Genomic DNA, 18,249 nt, shown 5'->3' on the forward strand with positions numbered 1-18,249 from the left:
ATGGGCCCGGGTGTGACGCTCCGTCAACCGACGTCGACTGTACGTACGCCCAGTACGGTGCCGACCCTCCCAGTGCCGGTGGGCAGTGGACGAGCATCACCTGACCCGCCACCCGAAGGAGTGAACATCGGAGGGGAGTTGGCGAGCAAGTTCCTGGGAAGGGTTCAGCGCCCCTGTGCGGCAGGCCGGTTGGACGTCCGCGCCGGGCGGTGGCAGTATTCGCCGACACGGCTTCCCGGAACAACGGATTCCACCCCAAACAGGGCGCCTGACCTGCACGAGTGCGTCAATTCCGCGACCGATGCCAGGCTTTGGCGAACCTTGTGAAGACGTCGTGCAGACTGGCCGAATGCATACGGAACTTGTCTCGGAGCCGGGTGATCCCACCTACCCCAACGAGGACTTCGCCGCGGCCACGCTCCCCGCTTCCGGCCAGGGCGGGACCCTCGTCGTCCTGGACGGGGTGACGCCACCGCGCGGTGGGGCGGGCTGTCTGCATTCAGTCCCCTGGTTCACGTCCCGTCTCGGCGGCGCCCTGACCGAACTGACCGTTTCCCTCCCGGATGTTCCGCTGCAGGAGGCGCTGGCCCGCGCCATCACTCGTACGGCCGAGGCCCATGCGACCACCTGTGACCTTTCTCACCCACGCACCCCACAGGCAACGGTGGTCGTGGCGCGGTGGGGCGTGGAGACGCTGGAGTACCTGGTCCTGTCGGACTCGGCCCTGCTGGTCGAGTCACCGGAGGGCACGGTCACCTCCCTCCTGGACGACCGCCTGTCCCGGCTGCCGCGCTCGTCCCTGGCCACGGACGCCATCGTGGACTCGACGGTCCGGAACAAAGAGGGCGGCTTCTATACGGCCGCCGCGGATCCGTCCGTGGCGGCACGGGCGGTGACAGGGGTGCTGTCGCGGGGCGATGTGCGGGCCCTGGCCGCCCTGACGGACGGCGCCACACGGTGGGTGGAGAAGTTCCGGGAGGGCGACTGGGCGGACTGCTTCCGTTTCGTACGGAAGGAGGGGGCACAGGCGCTGGTCGACCGGGTACGGATGCTGGAGCGGGCCGACGCGGAGGAGCGGAGGTATCTGCGGCGCAGCAAGACGCATGACGACGCGACGGTCGTGTACGTCGTCCTGTGACCTACTTGGCGGCTGCGTGGATGAAGGACGACCAGGCCGCGGGCGACAACAGCAGGATCGGGCCGTCGGGAACCTTGCTGTCGCGGACTGGTATGACGCCGGGGAGGCCGTCGGCCCCTCGACGCACTCCCCCCGTCCGCATTGCTGTACGACGACTTGCGCCGGCGCGCGGAATGCAGGTCGTGCGTGCTCTTCACGGTCCGTAGTCCTCCGCGAGCAGTACAGCAGGTCTCCGAGACCGGACTGAGAGCCCCGCACCCTCGCGGCGGCGCGGCAACTCGCAAACTCGCTCGCCGTAGAACTCCTTCGTGACTCCTCCACGCCCGGAAGGGGTGGCTTCTCGCTGTGCAATTCGTCGGGGGCCCGCCGCCTGAAGCGCGGCCGGCCAGGCACGACTGCTCGGCGCCCGCCTGAGGCAGCCGGGCGAGGCCTACTTCTCCATGCCCCGGTTCAACTCCCCCAGCAGCCGCGCCAGTTCGGCCACCTCGCGCCGGTCCCAGTGGGCCAGTTGGCTGACGTAGCGCGCCCGCCGGGCATCCCGGACCCTGCTCACCCGGCGGTGTCCCTCCTCGGTGAGGTGGACGAGCCAGGCCCGGCCGTCCGCCGGGTCGGGTTCGCGGGCGACCAGGCCCAGGTCCTCCAGGGCGCGCAGCTGCCGGGACATGGTGGCCTTGCCCACGCCGATGTAGGCCGCGAGCTCGGTGGCGCGCAGCCGGTCGTGCTCGTCGAGGCGCACGAGGAGGCCGTACGCGGCGGACTCCAGGTCGGGGTGGACCTCGCGGGCCATCTCGCCCTGGCTCGCCCGGGCGCGCCGCAGCAGAACCGTCAGCTCGCGCTCCAGGGACAGGTACTCCTGGTCCGCGCCGCTCGGTGCCGACCGGTCCGGGAGCCGGCTCTCGTCCCCGTTTCCGCCTTCGTGCACGTCAGCCCCTGCCTCGGTTTTCCCGATCCTGAAAGTTTCCGCCAGACCCCGTCGTTGCCGCAGCTCCTCAAGTATTTCGCAGGGCTAGACCAACGGCAGACTCCGGGCCCCCTTCCCACCCGCTCTTCTACGTGCGTAGCTTCCTTACCAGGAAATGGCCGACATGCCCACGCCAACAGCATCTCGGCGCTGCAGCGCTTCCCCACCGAGCATCACCGAGCCTTCGGAGGCACGCTATGCCCGTGCACAGACCCGGATCGGTCCGCCCCCGGCGCCTCTTTCTCGCCGCGCTCCTGCTCGCCGCCCTCTCCCTCGCACTGCCCTTCGCCGTCCCGGCCTCCGCCGCTGACCAGCCCGCCCGCGGCTCCGCCCACATGGGCATGGGCGTCCTCGCCCACGACGGGCGGAAGGGCAGCCCCGCCCCGACCGCCGTCACCCAGACGGAGGGCGTCGACGTCTCCGCCCACCAGGGCAACGTCGCCTGGTCGACGCTGTGGAGCAGCGGGGTCAAATGGGCCTACACGAAGGCGACCGAGGGGACGTACTACACGAACTCGTACTTCGCCCAGCAGTACAACGGCTCGTACAACGTCGGCATGATCCGCGGCGCGTACCACTTCGCCACCCCCGACACCACCAGCGGCGCCACCCAGGCGAACTACTTCGTCGACCACGGCGGCGGCTGGTCCAGGGACGGCAAGACCCTCCCCGGGACCCTCGACATCGAGTGGAACCCGTACGGCGCCGAGTGCTACGGCAAGTCGGCGAGCGCGATGGTCAGCTGGATCGCCGACTTCCTGAACACGTACAAGGCGCGCACGGGGCGGGATGCCGTGATCTACACGGCGACGAGCTGGTGGAGCGACTGCACCGGGAACTACGCGGGCTTCGCCTCGGCGAACCCGCTGTGGATCGCACGGTACGCATCGGATGCCGGGACGCTGCCGGCGGGCTGGGGGTACTACACCATGTGGCAGTACACCTCGTCCGGCCCGACCGTCGGCGACCACGACAAGTTCAATGGAGCGCTCGACCGGGTCCAGGCACTCGCCAACGGCTGATCCCGTACACACGGGCGAAGGCCCGGGCCTCCCTCACGGGACCCGGGCCTTGCCTGTCCGGTGGCGTCCGTCACGCCGCCACCGGAACCTCCGGCTTCGCGTCGCTCGTGGCAGGCGCGAGGGCCAGCTCCAGGACCTGGCGGACGTCGGTCACGGTGTGGACGTCGAGCTTGTCCAGCACCTCCGCGGGGACGTCGTCCAGGTCGGCTTCGTTGCGCTTGGGGATGATCACCGTGGTGACACCCGCCCGGTGCGCGGCGAGCAGCTTCTGCTTCACGCCGCCGATGGGCAGGACACGGCCGGTCAGCGAGACCTCGCCGGTCATCGCCACGTCCGTGCGGACCAGCCGCCCGGACAGGAGGGACGCCAGGGCCGTCGTCATCGTGACACCCGCGCTGGGGCCGTCCTTCGGGACCGCGCCCGCCGGGAAGTGGATGTGCACTCCACGGTCCTTCAGGTCCGCGACCGGCAGCTCCAGTTCGGCACCGTGGCTGCGCAGGAAGCTCAGCGCGATCTGCGCCGACTCCTTCATCACGTCACCCAGCTGGCCGGTGAGGGTCAGACCCGCCGCACCCGTCTCCGGGTCGGCCAGGGACGCCTCCACGTAGAGGACGTCGCCGCCCGCGCCGGTGACCGCGAGACCCGTCGCCACGCCCGGAACCGCCGTACGGCGCTCCGCCGGGTCCTGGGCGGACTCGGGCACGTGGTGCGGCCGCCCGATCAGACCGCGCAGCTCACCCTCCGTGATGGTGAACGGCAGCTCCCGGTCGCCCAGTTCGTGCTGCGCCGCGACCTTGCGGAGCAGCCGGGCGATCGAGCGCTCCAGGGTACGGACGCCCGCCTCGCGGGTGTACTCGCCGGCGAGCTTGCGCAGCGCGCTCTCGTCGATGGTGACCTCGTCCGACTGCAGCCCCGCGCGCTCCAGCTGACGCGGCAGCAGGTGATCCCGCGCGATGACCACCTTCTCGTCCTCGGTGTAGCCGTCCAGGCGGACCAGCTCCATACGGTCCAGCAGGGCCTCCGGGATGGCCTCCAGGACGTTCGCCGTGGCGAGGAAGACGACGTCGCTGAGGTCGAGTTCGACCTCCAGGTAGTGGTCGCGGAAGGTGTGGTTCTGGGCCGGGTCCAGGACCTCCAGGAGGGCGGCCGCGGGGTCGCCGCGGAAGTCCGAGCCCACCTTGTCGATCTCGTCGAGGAGGACGACCGGGTTCATCGAACCGGCCTCCTTGATGGCGCGGACGACACGGCCGGGCAGCGCACCGACGTACGTACGGCGGTGGCCGCGGATCTCCGCCTCGTCGCGCACACCGCCGAGGGCGACGCGGACGAACTTGCGGCCCATGGCGTGCGCGACGGACTCGCCGAGCGAGGTCTTGCCGACGCCGGGCGGGCCGACGAGGGCCAGTACGGCACCGCCGCGCCGGCCGCCCACGACGCCGAGGCCCCGCTCGCTGCGGCGCTTGCGCACCGCCAGGTACTCGGTGATGCGCTCCTTCACGTCCTCCAGGCCCGCGTGCTCGGCGTCGAGGATCGCCTTGGCGCCCTGGATGTCGTACGCGTCCTCGGTCCGCTCGTTCCAGGGGAGTTCGAGGACGGTGTCCAGCCAGGTGCGGATCCAGGAGCCCTCCGGGGACTGGTCGCTGGACCGCTCCAGCTTGTCGACCTCCTTGAGCGCCGCCTCGCGGACCTTCTCCGGCAGGTCGGCGGCCTCCACACGGGCCCGGTAGTCGTCGGACTCCTCGCCGTCCTGCTCGCCGTTGAGCTCGCGCAGCTCCTTGCGTACGGCTTCCAGCTGGCGGCGGAGCAGGAACTCGCGCTGCTGCTTGTCGACGCCCTCCTGGACGTCCTTGGCGATGGTCTCGGCGACGTCCTGCTCGGCGAGGTGGTCGCGCAGGTGCTGGGTGGCGAGCTTGAGGCGGGCGACCGGGTCGGAGGTCTCCAGCAGCTCGACCTTCTGATCGGTCGTCAGGAAGGGCGAGTATCCGGAGTTGTCGGCCAGGGCGGACACGTCGTCGATGGCCTGCACCCGGTCGACCACCTGCCAGGCGCCGCGCTTGCGCAGCCAGGCGGTGGCAAGGGCCTTGTACTCCTTGACCAGTTCGGTGACGTGACCGGGCAGCGGCTCGGGCACGCTCTCGTCGATCCTCGTCCCCTCGACCCACAGCGCCGCACCCGGGCCGGTGGTGCCCGCGCCGATCTTCACGCGGCCGCGGCCGCGGATCAGGGCGCCCGGGTCACCGTCGGCGAGCCGGCCGACCTGCTCGACGGTGCCGAGCACACCGGTGCCCGGGTATGTGCCGTCGATGCGTGGCACCAGCAGGACCCTGGGCTTTCCCGGCTCGGAGCGGGCGGCGGCCTGGGCGGCCTCCACCGCGGCGCGTACGTCGGTGTCGTTCAGGTCCAGCGGCACCACCATGCCGGGCAGCACGACCTCGTCGTCGAGCGGCAGCACGGGCAGGGTGAGCGGTGTGGACGTCGATGCCATGATCTACCCTCCGGCAGTCAAGTTGAGTTATGCCGACTCAATGCATGGCGCTCCGCTAATGTTCCCGGGGTCCCGTTCGCTGTCAGCGATCACGGCGGTGAGGTGCGCGTGTGCTGAGGGCTGCCGCCCCCAGACCCCCGCCTTTCGGCCCTTGAGGGGCCTCGTCCTCAAACGCCGGACGGGCTGAAAAGAGACAACGCCGGGCGAGGTGAAAAGAATCCGCGGTCGGGCGGCAGTCAGGCGGTCGCCGCGCGGTACCAGCGGCGGATCATCGGCCAGGTCGCGATGCCTATGGCCAGGGAGATCAGGTGGCCCCAGTTGCTCAGCGGGTCCGTGAACTCGATCAGGTCCTGGACCAGCATGCCGCCGAACAGGACCAGCATCGGCCAGCGCAGCCAGGGTATGAGCAGTCCGGCCAGGGCGCCGACGCTGGCGGCCACCCCGAAGCTGATGCCGTAGTCGAAGCGGTGGAGTGAGCTGTCGGGGAGGTGGCCGACGAGCACGGCCAGGCCCACGGGGACCTCGGTCGCGAGGGTGGCGAGGACATGGCCGAGCAGGAAGACGACGGCCGTGCGCGCCCCGCCTATGCGCCGCTCCAGCGCCGTCAGGACGAGCAGAAAGCAGACCACGTACGGCGACACGACCCCGCCCGCGATCCACAGCGCGCTGGCGAGCAGCACCAGCACGGGCGTCTGCACGAGGTGTGCGACGTCCGTGCTGGAGGCCTGGAGCAGGCTGTCGACGAGCGACGGGGCGGCGTAGTCGGCGATCAGAGTGGTGACCGCCAGGACCGTCGCGTAGGCGAAGGTGAACGGCGTACCGGTGGGGGTCGGCAGAAGGCGCCAGGGGCGCAGGGCGCGGGCCGCGGGGGGCGGCACCTGAACGGTCGGTGCGGCGACGGTGACCGCGCCGCGCTGACGCGGCATACCGTCGAGAAGTTCGGACACGTCGGGAAGGGGCGCGACCGAGGGTTCGTTGTCGGCCGTCGCGATGGGTTCCACGTTGCGGCGCTCCTTCCGTTGCGCCCCACCCTTCGCAACCACAGGGGTCCCTGTCTGTGACCGACGCCACGCGAGAGGCGATTCACAGCAACCTCTCATGCTTTTCATGCGTCAGAGGACAACCCCTGCTTACTGTTTCGTCCTGCTACGGCCTCAGCAGGTCGACCTCCTTGGCGTGTGCCGCGCGTGTCGCGGGGTCCCAGTCGCCGGTGCAGTAGACGGACACCTCGCTGATGGCGCCGTCGCGGATGTCGGCGCGCATCAGCTCCCTGCAGTACCAGGTGCCGTCCTGCTCGTCCTGCCACTGCTCCTCGACCTCGAGGACGAGTCCGGTGGGCGTGGCGTCGACGCGGTGGCGCGGCACGGTGCCCAGGAAGGGGTGACTGTGGCGGCGCGCTGCGACGACCTCGTCGCGGCCGACGGCCTGCAGCCGCCACTGGGGAACGGTCATGTCGAGGAAGACGTCGTCCGTGAACAGCCCGTCCGGGGCTGTGTTGGTCTCCAGGAACCGGACGAAGAGATCGGCGAGTTCCTTGACGCGGGTGCCGGTGTCGGTGTCGGTGGTCATGACTGCGCTCCCGCGAGGTTGCGGCCGACGGTCTCCATCGTGCGGTTGAGTTCCGCGGTGGGGCTGAACTCGACGATCTCGGTGCCCGCGAAGATCAGGGGGAGATGGCCGGGGGCGCCGTAGTAGGCGTCGCCGGCGTGGAAGACCTCGTCGTGGTCGGCGTACCGGAACACGATCTTGCCGGAGACGACCTGGCCCCAGTGCGGGCACTGGCAGCGGTCGTCGGGCAGGCCCCGGAAGAGCGGGGCGGGGTCCATGTCCTGCTTCATCGACTCGTACGCGACGGTGTACGGGCCGAGCTGGGCGTAGCGCCCCTCGATGACGGGCTCGTCGACCTTGAGTTCGGCCTCGGCCTTGGCGGTGCGTGGCATGGTGTCCTGCCTTCCCTGGGTTCTGGCTCGGGTGCTTCACCCAGGGGGCGTGAGATCGGACATCACAGTGTGGGGCGGGGCCTCACAGCCGCCACTCGGGCGTCTGTTCCGGCTGGTAGACGCAGAGGGTGCCGGTGTGCAGGGAGGTTTCGAGGTGCCGGCCCAGTTCCGGGTGGGCCGCGGCGATCCGCCGTACGGCGGCCCGGATGCGGGCGGTGACGGTGGTGCGCGCGCGCTCGGCGTCCGATCCCGTACGGCGCACCCGGCCCCCGATGCCGAACGCGGCCGCGAGCTGTCCGACCAGGGCGTCCCGCTCGACGGCGATCCGCTCCGAACGCCCGGCGTCCCCGGCCTCGTCGGCGTCCCGGGCCTCCTCCTCCAGCTCCCGCAGCCTGCGCCGGTATGCGGAGCGCGCGGTGGCGTCGATGACCTCCCCGGTGTCGCCCTGCGGATGCAGACCCTCGACGTGCTCCCCCCTGCCGCCCGGCGCCGCCAGCTCGACCGCGGGCACGGGCGTGCCGGGACGCGCCAGCAGGACGGCGATGTCGTTCAGGCCCTTGCTGTCGGGGAGACGTGTGTCGTGACCGGCGTAGCGGAGGTGCCAGAGGGGGCCTTCCCGCCGGAAGAGGGCGGAGCCGGGGGTGCCGGACGGGGTGTCGGCCTGCGCCTCGCCTTCCCGCTGCCTGCCGTTCGTCTCACCCGCCATGCGTTCCGTCAGCGCGACCGCGCCCGCCGCCGCGGCCGCCCGCAGTGCCCTCTCGCGGTGCTCGCGGGTGCGGTCCGGGTCGCCCATGGCTGCCGCCAGCAGCGCCAGATGGCGGTCGATCGGGCCGCGTACCGCCGCGCCGATGCCCTCCACGGCGAAGAGGCCGGCGTACGGGGTGAGGAGGTCGTAGAGGGCGGGCGCGCAGGGGTGGGAGCCCAGTGCGGCGACCGTCTCCGCGGCCTGTGCCAGCATCGGCAGCCACTCGCTGTCCTTGGGCGCACCGTCGAGCCGGGGTGCGACGGCCGACAGGCGGCGGGCGGCCTCGTCGAACCGGCCGAACTGTGCCGCCACGAGCGCGAGGCTGACCCGGGGCCAGAGCATCGGGGAGCGTTCCAGCATGGTCGCCTCCGCCCGCACCCGCTGCAGGCCTGCCGTGTCGCCCGTCTCGGCGTACAGGCACCAGCGCTGGGTGACGGCGAGCATGGCGGCGTTGGCGCTGCCGGCTCTGCGGCCCAGGTCCTCGACCTCGTCGAGCGCGGCGGCGCAGTCCTCGTACCGGCCCTCCATCAGCGCCCGCGCGCCGCGCCACAGGGGCACGTACCAGGCGTACAGGGGCCGCCGCAGCGGTCGTACGGCCGTCTCGTACGCGAGCGCCTCCGCGTCGGCCCCGGCGAAGTCGCCGGTCTCCATCAGCGCGACCAACCGGAGCCGCCGGCCGAGGAGTTCGAGCACGGGGTCGCGCAGGTCGCGGGCGGTCGTCACGATCTGCGTGGACCAGTCGAGCCGGTCCCGGCAGTGGTCGGGGCCGGGCCGGGCGTCGCACAGCGCGGCCAGGGCCGGTCCGAGGGTCGCCGGATCACCGGCCTCGCGGGCGGTGCCGACGGCCTCCTCGGCGAGGGCGATGCGGTGCTTCTCCGGTTCGACCAGCCCGGCGGCGAGGGAGAGCCGTGCGGTGACGGCGGCGCGCAGGGCCGCGTGCCGGGGTTCGGCGGCGAGCGCGGCGCGGGCCTCGGTCAGCAGGTCGAGCTGCTCACGGTCCTGGAGGTCGACCTCGAACCCGACGGGCCCGGTCCCGAGCCCCAGCGCGGCCCGCGCCAGCAGATCGGCCCGCCCGGCCTCCCGCGCCAGCCCGGCGGCCCTGAGCAGCGCGCCCCGCGCGGCCTCCGGCTCCCCGGCCCCGAGCCGCGCGGAACCCAGCCCGAGAAGGGCTTCCACGAGCTCGACGCGGTAGGCGCAGGAGGCCGACCCCGGTCCGGGACCACGCCCCTGATCAGCACCGCCACCGAACCCGCGATCACCCCCACCGCCGGGTCCCCCGACTTCGCCGGCCCCCACGACGCCGACACCCGAAGCCTCGGCCGCCACACCACCGGCACCCGCGACCCCCCTGCCATCGCCCTCGGACCGGCCACCACCCCCACCGCCAGGCCCTCCAACTTCCCCGACCCCCACGACAACAACACCCGAAGCCCCTCCCACCGCACCACCGGCACCGGGAGCCCCGACCCCCCTGTCACCGCCACGGGACCCGCGGTCACCCCCACCGCCAGGCCCCGCAACTCCCCCGACCCCCACGACACCAACACCCGAAGCCTCGGCCCCCGCACCACCGGCACCCGCGACCCCGACCCCCCTGCCATCGCCCTCGGCCCCGCCATCACCCCCACCGCCAGGCCCCGCAACTCCCCCGGCCCCTGGGCCCCCGGCCCCCCTGTCATCACCGCCGGCCCGGACAGCGCCCCCGTCCCACAGCTCCACCGCGCGCTCGTACCACCGGGCCGCATCCTCGAAGGCGAACAGTGCCTCCGCCCGGGCCGCCGCCTCGCGGGCGTAGCTCGCGGCCTCCCGTGCCTGCTCGGGGCCGGACAGCAGCAGGTGGTGGGCCACTTCCGCGGGGCCGGTGTCGCGGCCGCGGCGGGCGTAGCCGGCGAGGACCTCGGCGGCCGCGTGGTGCAGGGCGGCGCGTTCGGCCGGGGTGAGGGTGTCGTGGACCGCGTCCCGGAGCAGGTCGTGCCGGAAGGCGCCCCGGTCGGCGCCGGCCTCGGCCAGCAGACCGGCACCGGCGGCCTCCCCGAGCAGCGTGCGCAGCTCGCCGAGGGGCACCTCCGCGGCCTCGGCGAGCACATCGAGCCGGAACCGGGTACCGAGGACCGCCGCCACCTCCAGCACGCGCGCGGCCCGCGGGGTCAGGTCGTCCAACCGGGCGCGTACGGCGGCCCGGACGGCGACCGAAGGGACACCGGGGCCGCCCCCGTCCCCGGGTGGCGCGGCGCCCCAACTCCCGGCCCGCAGCAGCTCGGTGACGAAGAACGCGTCGCCGCCCGTACGCCGTACCAATGCATGCACCGCATCCGCCTCCGGAGCGGCCCCCGTCACCGCCTCGACCAACACCGCGACGTCCCGCTCCCTCAACGGCCCGAGCCCCAACGCCCGCCCCCGTCGCAGCAGTTGCGCCCGAGCCCAGCCGCCGTCCCCCCAGGCCGCATCCTCGTCGCGAGCCGTCGCCAGCAGCAGGACCGGGCAGGTGCGGGCCGCGTCCGCGGTCTCCAGCAGCAGCCGTAGCGAGGAGGCGTCGGCGGCGTGCACGTCGTCCAGCACCAGGAGCAGCGGGCGGCGGCGCGCGGCCGTGGCCAGGAGCTCGGAGACATCGCCTGCGAGCCGCAGCCGCGCGGTCTCCGGGTCGGCACCGCGCAGGGCACCGGCCGCCGCCCCCGAGACCAGCGCCCGTAGCGGCGGCGACGCGGCCACCAGCCGCCCGCAGGCCACATCCTCCGCGACCAGCACCCGCAACAACCGCGACCAGGGCCGAAAGGCCCGCCCGGCGGTCTCCGGCGGACACCAGGCCCACAGCACGCGAGAACCACCGGCCTGCGCGGCGACCTCCTCGGCGGTACGGGTCTTACCGGCGCCGGCCGGCCCGGTGAGGGTGACGAGCCCGCCCCGCCCGGACGCAGACCGCTCCAGGGCCGCACGGAGCTCCCCCAGCACGTCTTCACGTCCCACGAACGGGTAATTCGAGGCCATGGCAGCCACCGCGCACTTCCCACAGGCCTGACGGCCCTCCCACGCGACTCTCACGCTGCTTCGAGCGTAAGCACGCGAGGCGGAGTCCGCTGCGCATCGCCGACGCCCTGAGCGTCCGCAGTCCCCCCGCGGCGCAATTCGGCACAGCCGGCGGAGCGTTCATGCAGGATGAACCCATGACCGCCACCTACGACACCCCTGTGGTCCTGGACCGTCGCGAGGGCCCGTACGGCGAGGTCGTGCTCCGCCGGCACGGCGAGTTGCTGCAGATCATCGCCAACGGCTGCTTTCTGATGGACACCTCGGACGGCCGCTCGGAGCGGCTCCTCGTGGACGCCGCGCTCGACGCCCTGGGCCCCCGCAGGGCGCCGGACGTGCTGATCGGAGGCCTCGGAGTGGGCTTCTCGCTCGCACACGCGGCGGCCGACCCGCGCTGGGGCGCGATCACGGTCGTGGAGCGCGAGCGCGCGATCATCGACTGGCACCTGAACGGCCCCCTCGCCGCCCTCTCGGCCCGGGCGGTCGCCGATCCGCGCACGGAGATCGTGGAGACGGATCTGATCGAGTACGTCCGTGAGACATCCGCCACTTATGACGCCCTGTGCCTGGACATCGACAACGGCCCCGACTGGACCGTCACCGAGGGCAACGACGACCTCTACTCGCCGGCCGGACTGACAAGCTGCGCAAGGGTGTTGAAGCCGGGCGGGGTGCTGGTGGTGTGGTCCGCACAGCCCTCTCCGGATTTCGAAGAAACCTTGCGGAATGCCGGGTTCCAACAGGTGCGTACCGAAGAGATCCCGGTTGCCCGTGGCGTTCCCGACGTTGTGCACATCGCCGTCCGACCTGGATAGCCGTGGGACGGTGACTCCCCGTACTCTGCTTCTCTGGCGCAGATCATTCAAGCGTCAATCGCAAGCATGCGCAGGCATGAGCCAGGTAACGGATCACCCCACGGATTCCGGAAAGCAACTCAGGGGCGGGCGATGGAGCAGACCCACACATCCCACAACGGCACGACGGCGACCCCGGGCGCACAGCGCAGGGTACTGGTGGTCGAGGACGACGCGACCATCGTCGACGCCATCGCGGCCCGCCTGCGCGCAGAGGGCTTCCTCGTGCAGACCGCGGGTGACGGCCCGGCCGCCGTCGACACCGCCGAGGCCTGGCAGCCCGACCTGCTGATCCTCGACATCATGCTGCCCGGCTTCGACGGCCTGGAGGTCTGCCGCCGTGTGCAGGCCCAGCGCCCGGTGCCGGTGCTGATGCTGACCGCGCGCGACGACGAGACCGACATGCTGGTCGGGCTCGGCGTCGGCGCCGACGACTACATGACCAAGCCGTTCTCCATGCGGGAGCTGGCCGCCCGCGTGCATGTGCTGCTGCGCCGGGTGGAGCGGGCCGCACTGGCCGCCGCGACGCCCAGAAGCGGCATCCTGCGCCTGGGCGAGCTGGAGATCGACCACGCCCAGCGGCGGGTGCGTGTGCACTCCGAGGACGTGCATCTGACGCCCACCGAGTTCGACCTGCTGGTGTGCCTCGCGAACACCCCGCGCGCGGTGCTCTCCCGTGAGCAGTTGCTTGCCGAGGTGTGGGACTGGGCGGACGCCTCCGGCACCCGTACGGTCGACAGCCACATCAAGGCGCTGCGCCGGAAGATCGGCGCCGAGCGGATCCGCACGGTGCACGGCGTGGGCTACGCGCTGGAGACCCCGACGCCATGAGCGGCGATCCGGCCGGCCGGAGAAGCCCCGGGGAGCCCTGGGGCGGTGTGAGCCCGTTCTCGATCAAGACCAAGCTGGGCGCTCTGGTCGTCATCGCGGTCCTGATCACCACCGGGCTGATGATGATCGCCATGCGCACGGCGACGGAGCTGCGCTTCATCACGGTCTTCTCGATGATCGCCACACTGCTCATCACGCAGTTCGTGGCCCATTCGCTCACCGCGCCACTGGACGACATGAACGCGGTGGCCAAGGCCATCTCGCACGGCGACTACACCCGCAGGGTGCGCGAGAACCGCCGCGACGAGCTCGGCGACCTGGCGCAGACGATCAACCGCATGGCCGACGACCTGGAGGCCCAGGACCGCCAGCGCAAGGAGCTGGTGGCGAACGTCTCGCACGAGCTGCGCACCCCCATCGCGGGCCTGAGGGCGGTACTGGAGAACATCGTCGACGGTGTCTCCCCGGCCGACCCGGAGACCATGCGTACGGCCCTGAAGCAGACCGAGCGGCTCGGCCGGCTGGTGGAGACGCTGCTGGACCTGTCCCGGCTGGACAACGGCGTCGTACCGCTGCGTCGGCGGCGCTTCGAGGTCTGGCCGTACCTGTCGGGCGTGCTGAAGGAGGCCAACATGGCCGTGCCCGCGCGCGCCGGCATCGCCTCCGGCTCCGGCAGCCACACCCGTACGGACGTGCATCTGCACCTCGACGTGTCCCCGCCGGAGCTGACCGCGCACGCGGACCCCGAGCGGATCCACCAGGTAGTGGCGAATCTCATCGACAACGCCGTCAAGCACAGCCCGCCGCACGGCCGCGTGACCGTGAAGGCGCGGCGCGGGACGCTGCCGGAGTCGCTGGAGCTGGAGGTGCTGGACGAGGGCCCCGGCATTCCGCGCTCGGAGTGGCACCGGGTCTTCGAGCGGTTCAACCGGGGCGGCGCGGGAGCCTCCAACGGTCAGGGCGGCGACGGCGGTACGGGGCTGGGCCTGGCGATCGCCCGCTGGGCCGTCGACCTGCACGGTGGCAGGATCGGAGTGGCCGAATCCGAGCGGGGTTGCCGGATTCTCGTCACCCTCCCGGGAGAGACATCCGTTCAAAGTTGACGTAAAGTCCGAATCGGAGCCTCAAGATCCACCGCGGTCCGCGCCGACGGACACGTGTGATCAGGCACACGCCCGCACGCTGAGCGTGCAGGGCCTGCTTCGGCGTTTCCCGTCACCCTCGTTCCGTACCGGAACCGCGTTTGTTTCCCGCCATTTCCAGGCCCGAAACGCGGTTTCCGATGTGACTTACACGACGATGAACCTGCCCGGCCTGACCTTCTGGGTCTTGGAGGCGTAGCCTTTATTCCCGCTGTCCATCACCTTGTGAAGCGGAAGAGGGCGGTTGCCGCCGTGTCGCCACAGTCCCCCAGTAACTCGAGCATCTCGACCGACGCAGACCAAGCGGGCAAGAACCCCGCGGCCGCGTTCGGACCGAACGAGTGGCTCGTCGACGAGATCTATCAGCAGTACCTCCAGGACCCGAATTCGGTAGACCGAGCCTGGTGGGACTTCTTCGCCGACTACAAGCCCGGGGCCCCTGCCGCCCCGGCTCCGGCGGGTACTGCGGCCGCGGGGGCCGCAGAGACCACCACTCCGGCGCCCGCGGCGCCCGCCGCCCCGGCTGCGCAGGCCCCGGCCGCCCCCGCGGCGCCCGCTCCCGCGCCGGCCCCCGCGGCCCCGAAGCCCGCGGCCGCCGCTCCGGCGCCCGCTCCCGCGAAGGCCGCCCCGGCTCCGGCGCCGGCCAAGCCCGCCGCTGCCGCCAAGGCCGCGCCCGCGACCGAGGCCGCCGACGGCCCCGAGCTGGTGACCCTGCGCGGTCCCGCCGCCGCCGTCGCGAAGAACATGAACGCCTCCCTGGAGCTGCCCACGGCCACGTCCGTGCGCGCGGTCCCGGTGAAGCTGCTGTTCGACAACCGCATCGTCATCAACAACCACCTCAAGCGCGCCCGGGGCGGGAAGATCTCCTTCACGCACCTGATCGGCTACGCGATGGTGCAGGCCATCAAGACGATGCCGTCGATGAACTGGCACTACGCGGAGAAGGACGGGAAGCCCACCCTCGTCAAGCCGCCGCACGTCAACTTCGGCCTCGCCATCGACCTGGTGAAGCCCAACGGCGACCGCCAGCTGGTCGTCGCGGGCATCAAGAAGGCCGAGACGCTGAACTTCTTCGAGTTCTGGCAGGCCTACGAGGACATCGTCCGCCGCGCCCGCGACGGCAAGCTGACGATGGACGACTTCACCGGCGTCACGGTCTCCCTGACCAACCCCGGCGGCCTCGGCACCGTCCACTCGGTCCCGCGTCTGATGCCCGGTCAGTCGGTCATCATGGGCGTCGGCTCCATGGACTACCCGGCGGAGTTCCAGGGCACCAGCCAGGACACCCTGAACAAGCTCGGCATCTCGAAGGTCATGACGCTCACGTCGACCTACGACCACCGGGTCATCCAGGGCGCCGCCTCCGGCGAGTTCCTGCGGATCGTCGCGAACCTCCTCCTCGGCGAGAACGGCTTCTACGACGAGATCTTCGAGTCCCTGCGCATCCCCTACGAGCCGGTCCGCTGGCTCAAGGACATCGACGCCTCGCACGACGACGACGTCACCAAGGCCGCCCGGGTCTTCGAGCTGATCCACTCCTACCGGGTCCGCGGCCACGTCATGGCCGACACCGACCCGCTGGAGTACCGCCAGCGCAAGCACCCCGACCTGGACATCACCGAGCACGGCCTCACCCTGTGGGACCTGGAGCGCGAGTTCGCCGTCGGCGGCTTCGCCGGCAAGTCGATGATGAAGCTGCGCGACATCCTCGGCGTGCTGCGCGACTCGTACTGCCGCACCACCGGCATCGAGTTCATGCACATCCAGGACCCCAAGCAGCGCAAGTGGATCCAGGACCGGGTGGAGCGCCCGCACTCCAAGCCGGAGCGCGAGGAGCAGCTGCGCATCCTGCGCCGGCTGAACGCGGCGGAGGCCTTCGAGACCTTCCTGCAGACGAAGTACGTCGGCCAGAAGCGCTTCTCCCTGGAGGGCGGCGAGTCCGTCATCCCGCTGCTCGACGCGGTCATCGACTCCGCGGCCGAGTCCCGGCTGGACGAGGTCGTCATCGGCATGGCCCACCGCGGCCGCCTGAACGTGCTCGCCAACATCGTCGGCAAGTCGTACGCGCAGATCTTCCGCGAGTTCGAGGGCAACCTCGACCCGAAGTCGATGCACGGCTCCGGCGACGTGAAGTACCACCTGGGCGCCCAGGGCACCTTCACCGGCCTGGACGGCGAGCAGATCACGGTCTCGCTGGCCGCGAACCCCTCCCACCTGGAGACGGTCGACCCGGTCATCGAGGGCATCACCCGCGCCAAGCAGGACATCATCAACAAGGGCGGCACGGACTTCACGGTCCTGCCGATCGCCCTGCACGGTGACGCGGCCTTCGCGGGCCAGGGCGTGGTGGCCGAGACCCTGAACATGTCGCAGCTGCGCGGCTACCGCACGGGCGGCACGGTCCACATCGTCATCAACAACCAGGTCGGCTTCACCGCGGCCCCCGAGTCCTCGCGTTCCTCCATGTACGCGACGGACGTGGCCCGCATGATCGAGGCCCCGATCTTCCACGTGAACGGCGACGACCCGGAGGCCGTGGTCCGCGTCGCGCGGCTGGCCTTCGAGTTCCGCCAGGCGTTCAACAAGGACGTGGTGATCGACCTCATCTGCTACCGCCGCCGCGGTCACAACGAGTCGGACAACCCGGCCTTCACCCAGCCCCTGATGTACGACCTGATCGACAAGAAGCGCTCGGTGCGCAAGCTCTACACCGAGTCCCTGATCGGTCGCGGCGACATCACCCTGGAAGAGGCCGAGCAGGCCCTGCAGGACTACCAGGGCCAGCTGGAGAAGGTCTTCACGGAGGTCCGCGAGGCCACCTCGCAGCCGGGCGCCGCCCCGGTCTCGGACCCGCAGGCCGAGTTCCCGGTCCCGGTGAACACCGCGATCACCTCGGAGGTCGTGAAGCGGATCGCCGAGTCCCAGGTCAACATCCCCGACCACTTCCACGTCCACCCGCGTCTGCTGCCGCAGCTGCAGCGCCGGGCGGCGATGGTCGAGGACGGCACGATCGACTGGGGCATGGGCGAGACGCTGGCCGTCGGCTCCCTGCTCCTGGAGGGCACCCCGGTGCGCCTCTCCGGCCAGGACTCCCAGCGCGGCACCTTCGGCCAGCGCCACGCGGTCCTCATCGACCGCGAGACGGGCGAGGAGCACACCCCGCTCCAGTACCTCGCCGAGGACCAGGCCCGCTACAACGTCTACAACTCGCTGCTCTCCGAGTACGCGGTCATGGGCTTCGAGTACGGCTACTCGCTGGCCCGCCCCGACGCGCTCGTGATGTGGGAGGCGCAGTTCGGCGACTTCGTCAACGGCGCGCAGACGGTGGTCGACGAGTACATCTCGGCGGCCGAGCAGAAGTGGGGCCAGACGTCCGGCGTCACCCTGCTCCTCCCGCACGGCTACGAGGGCCAGGGCCCGGACCACTCCTCGGCCCGTGTCGAGCGCTTCCTCCAGCTGTGCGCGCAGAACAACATGACGGTCGCGATGCCGACCCTCCCGTCGAACTACTTCCACCTCCTGCGGTGGCAGGTGCACAACCCGCACCACAAGCCGCTGGTGGTCTTCACCCCGAAGTCGATGCTGCGCCTGAAGGCCGCCGCGTCGAAGACGGAGGAGTTCACCTCGGGTCAGTTCCGCCCGGTCATCGGCGACTCCACGGTCGACCCGGCCGCGGTCCGCAAGGTCGTGTTCGTCGCGGGCAAGCTGTACTACGACCTGGAGGCCGAGCGCACCAAGCGCGGCGCCACGGACATCGCCATCGTCCGTGTCGAGCGGCTGTACCCGCTGCCGGGTGCCGAGCTCCAGGCGGAGATCGCCAAGTACCCGAACGTCGAGAAGTACCTGTGGGCCCAGGAGGAGCCGGCGAACCAGGGCGCCTGGCCGTTCATCGCCCTCAACCTGATCGACCACCTGGACCTGGCGGTCGGCGCGGACGTCCCGCACGGCGAGCGCCTGCGCCGCATCTCGCGCCCGCACAGCTCGTCCCCGGCCGTCGGTTCCGCGAAGCGGCACCAGGCGGAGCAGGAGCAGCTGGTGCGTGAGGTGTTCGAGGCGTAGGTCTCGACAGCAGCGCGGAAGGGTCCGGTCCCCTCGGGGGCCGGGCCC

At 71.5% G+C, this 18,249-nt stretch carries 13 protein-coding genes; 6 read left to right on the forward strand and 7 right to left on the reverse strand.

Translation table 11 applies throughout. From position 1 onward, the window contains the following. Positions 1 to 349 precede the first annotated feature (349 nt). Entirely contained in the window at positions 350 to 1,138 is a 789-nt protein-coding gene (locus ACFY1E_RS33520; RefSeq protein ID WP_389082668.1) for a protein phosphatase 2C domain-containing protein, read from the forward strand. Position 1,139: 1 nt separating this feature from the next. On the opposite strand, the gene ACFY1E_RS33525 is transcribed toward ACFY1E_RS33520, so the two are convergent. After that, on the reverse strand, positions 1,140 to 1,280 hold the full coding sequence (locus ACFY1E_RS33525; RefSeq protein ID WP_389082670.1) for a DUF397 domain-containing protein: 141 nt from the start codon (positions 1,278 to 1,280) through the stop codon (positions 1,140 to 1,142). 288 nt (positions 1,281 to 1,568) lie between these two features. Further along, entirely contained in the window at positions 1,569 to 2,060 is a 492-nt protein-coding gene (locus ACFY1E_RS33530; RefSeq protein ID WP_389082673.1) for a MarR family winged helix-turn-helix transcriptional regulator, read from the reverse strand. Positions 2,061 to 2,296: 236 nt separating this feature from the next. Between ACFY1E_RS33530 and ACFY1E_RS33535 the strand changes: the two genes are divergently transcribed. Next, entirely contained in the window at positions 2,297 to 3,121 is an 825-nt protein-coding gene (locus ACFY1E_RS33535; protein WP_389082675.1) for a lysozyme, read from the forward strand. 70 nt (positions 3,122 to 3,191) lie between these two features. Here ACFY1E_RS33535 and lon read toward each other — a convergent pair whose 3' ends face one another. The 5 genes from lon to ACFY1E_RS33560 form a co-directional block, all read right to left on the reverse strand. Next, positions 3,192 to 5,606, reverse strand: coding sequence for an endopeptidase La (gene lon, locus ACFY1E_RS33540; protein ID WP_389082678.1), 2,415 nt, complete (start codon positions 5,604 to 5,606; stop codon positions 3,192 to 3,194). Between the two features lie 236 nt (positions 5,607 to 5,842). Next, positions 5,843 to 6,607, reverse strand: coding sequence for a rhomboid-like protein (locus ACFY1E_RS33545; RefSeq protein WP_389082680.1), 765 nt, complete (start codon positions 6,605 to 6,607; stop codon positions 5,843 to 5,845). Positions 6,608 to 6,752: 145 nt separating this feature from the next. Further along, on the reverse strand, positions 6,753 to 7,175 hold the full coding sequence (locus ACFY1E_RS33550; protein ID WP_389082683.1) for a hypothetical protein: 423 nt from the start codon (positions 7,173 to 7,175) through the stop codon (positions 6,753 to 6,755). Then, a complete protein-coding gene (locus ACFY1E_RS33555; RefSeq protein ID WP_389082685.1) occupies positions 7,172 to 7,546 on the reverse strand; it encodes a hypothetical protein in 375 nt (124 codons plus the stop codon). Before ACFY1E_RS33555 ends, ACFY1E_RS33550 begins: the two co-directional genes overlap by 4 nt. Positions 7,547 to 7,628: 82 nt before the next feature. Then, the gene (locus ACFY1E_RS33560; RefSeq protein WP_389082688.1) at positions 7,629 to 11,255 is read right to left on the reverse strand and encodes an ATP-binding protein; all 3,627 of its coding nucleotides are present in this window, start codon (positions 11,253 to 11,255) and stop codon (positions 7,629 to 7,631) included. A 197-nt stretch (positions 11,256 to 11,452) separates the two neighbouring features. On the opposite strand from ACFY1E_RS33560, the gene ACFY1E_RS33565 reads away from it, so the two are divergent. The 4 genes from ACFY1E_RS33565 to ACFY1E_RS33580 all read left to right on the forward strand — a co-directional run bounded on the left by ACFY1E_RS33565 (position 11,453) and on the right by ACFY1E_RS33580 (position 18,201). Continuing rightward, positions 11,453 to 12,130: a spermidine synthase gene (locus ACFY1E_RS33565; RefSeq protein ID WP_389082827.1), complete on the forward strand. Its 678-nt coding sequence runs from the start codon at positions 11,453 to 11,455 to the stop codon at positions 12,128 to 12,130. 132 nt (positions 12,131 to 12,262) lie between these two features. Continuing rightward, positions 12,263 to 13,000, forward strand: a complete 738-nt coding sequence (locus tag ACFY1E_RS33570; RefSeq protein ID WP_123967420.1) for a response regulator transcription factor — start codon at positions 12,263 to 12,265, stop codon at positions 12,998 to 13,000. Then, positions 12,997 to 14,103, forward strand: coding sequence for an ATP-binding protein (locus ACFY1E_RS33575; protein ID WP_389082691.1), 1,107 nt, complete (start codon positions 12,997 to 12,999; stop codon positions 14,101 to 14,103). The genes ACFY1E_RS33570 and ACFY1E_RS33575 overlap by 4 nt, the downstream gene beginning before the upstream one ends. 291 nt (positions 14,104 to 14,394) lie before the next feature. Next, positions 14,395 to 18,201 (forward strand): multifunctional oxoglutarate decarboxylase/oxoglutarate dehydrogenase thiamine pyrophosphate-binding subunit/dihydrolipoyllysine-residue succinyltransferase subunit, encoded by a 3,807-nt coding sequence (locus ACFY1E_RS33580; protein ID WP_389082693.1) that lies wholly within the window; start codon positions 14,395 to 14,397, stop codon positions 18,199 to 18,201. Positions 18,202 to 18,249 lie beyond the last annotated feature (48 nt).

Source organism: Streptomyces sp. NPDC001604, assembly GCF_042893475.1.
Lineage (GTDB): Bacteria > Actinomycetota > Actinomycetes > Streptomycetales > Streptomycetaceae > Streptomyces.

Bases quoted from the DNA above. Each gene is read 5' to 3' on its own strand.
- ACFY1E_RS33520 (WP_389082668.1), top strand. From the start codon at position 350: ATGCATACGGAACTTGTCTCGGAGCCGGGTGATCCCACCTACCCCAAC.
- ACFY1E_RS33525 (WP_389082670.1), bottom strand. From the start codon at position 1,280: ATGCGGACGGGGGGAGTGCGTCGAGGGGCCGACGGCCTCCCCGGCGTC.
- ACFY1E_RS33535 (WP_389082675.1), top strand. From the start codon at position 2,297: ATGCCCGTGCACAGACCCGGATCGGTCCGCCCCCGGCGCCTCTTTCTC.
- lon (WP_389082678.1), bottom strand. From the start codon at position 5,606: ATGGCATCGACGTCCACACCGCTCACCCTGCCCGTGCTGCCGCTCGAC.
- ACFY1E_RS33550 (WP_389082683.1), bottom strand. From the start codon at position 7,175: ATGACCACCGACACCGACACCGGCACCCGCGTCAAGGAACTCGCCGAT.
- ACFY1E_RS33555 (WP_389082685.1), bottom strand. From the start codon at position 7,546: ATGCCACGCACCGCCAAGGCCGAGGCCGAACTCAAGGTCGACGAGCCC.
- ACFY1E_RS33565 (WP_389082827.1), top strand. From the start codon at position 11,453: ATGACCGCCACCTACGACACCCCTGTGGTCCTGGACCGTCGCGAGGGC.
- ACFY1E_RS33570 (WP_123967420.1), top strand. From the start codon at position 12,263: ATGGAGCAGACCCACACATCCCACAACGGCACGACGGCGACCCCGGGC.
- ACFY1E_RS33575 (WP_389082691.1), top strand. From the start codon at position 12,997: ATGAGCGGCGATCCGGCCGGCCGGAGAAGCCCCGGGGAGCCCTGGGGC.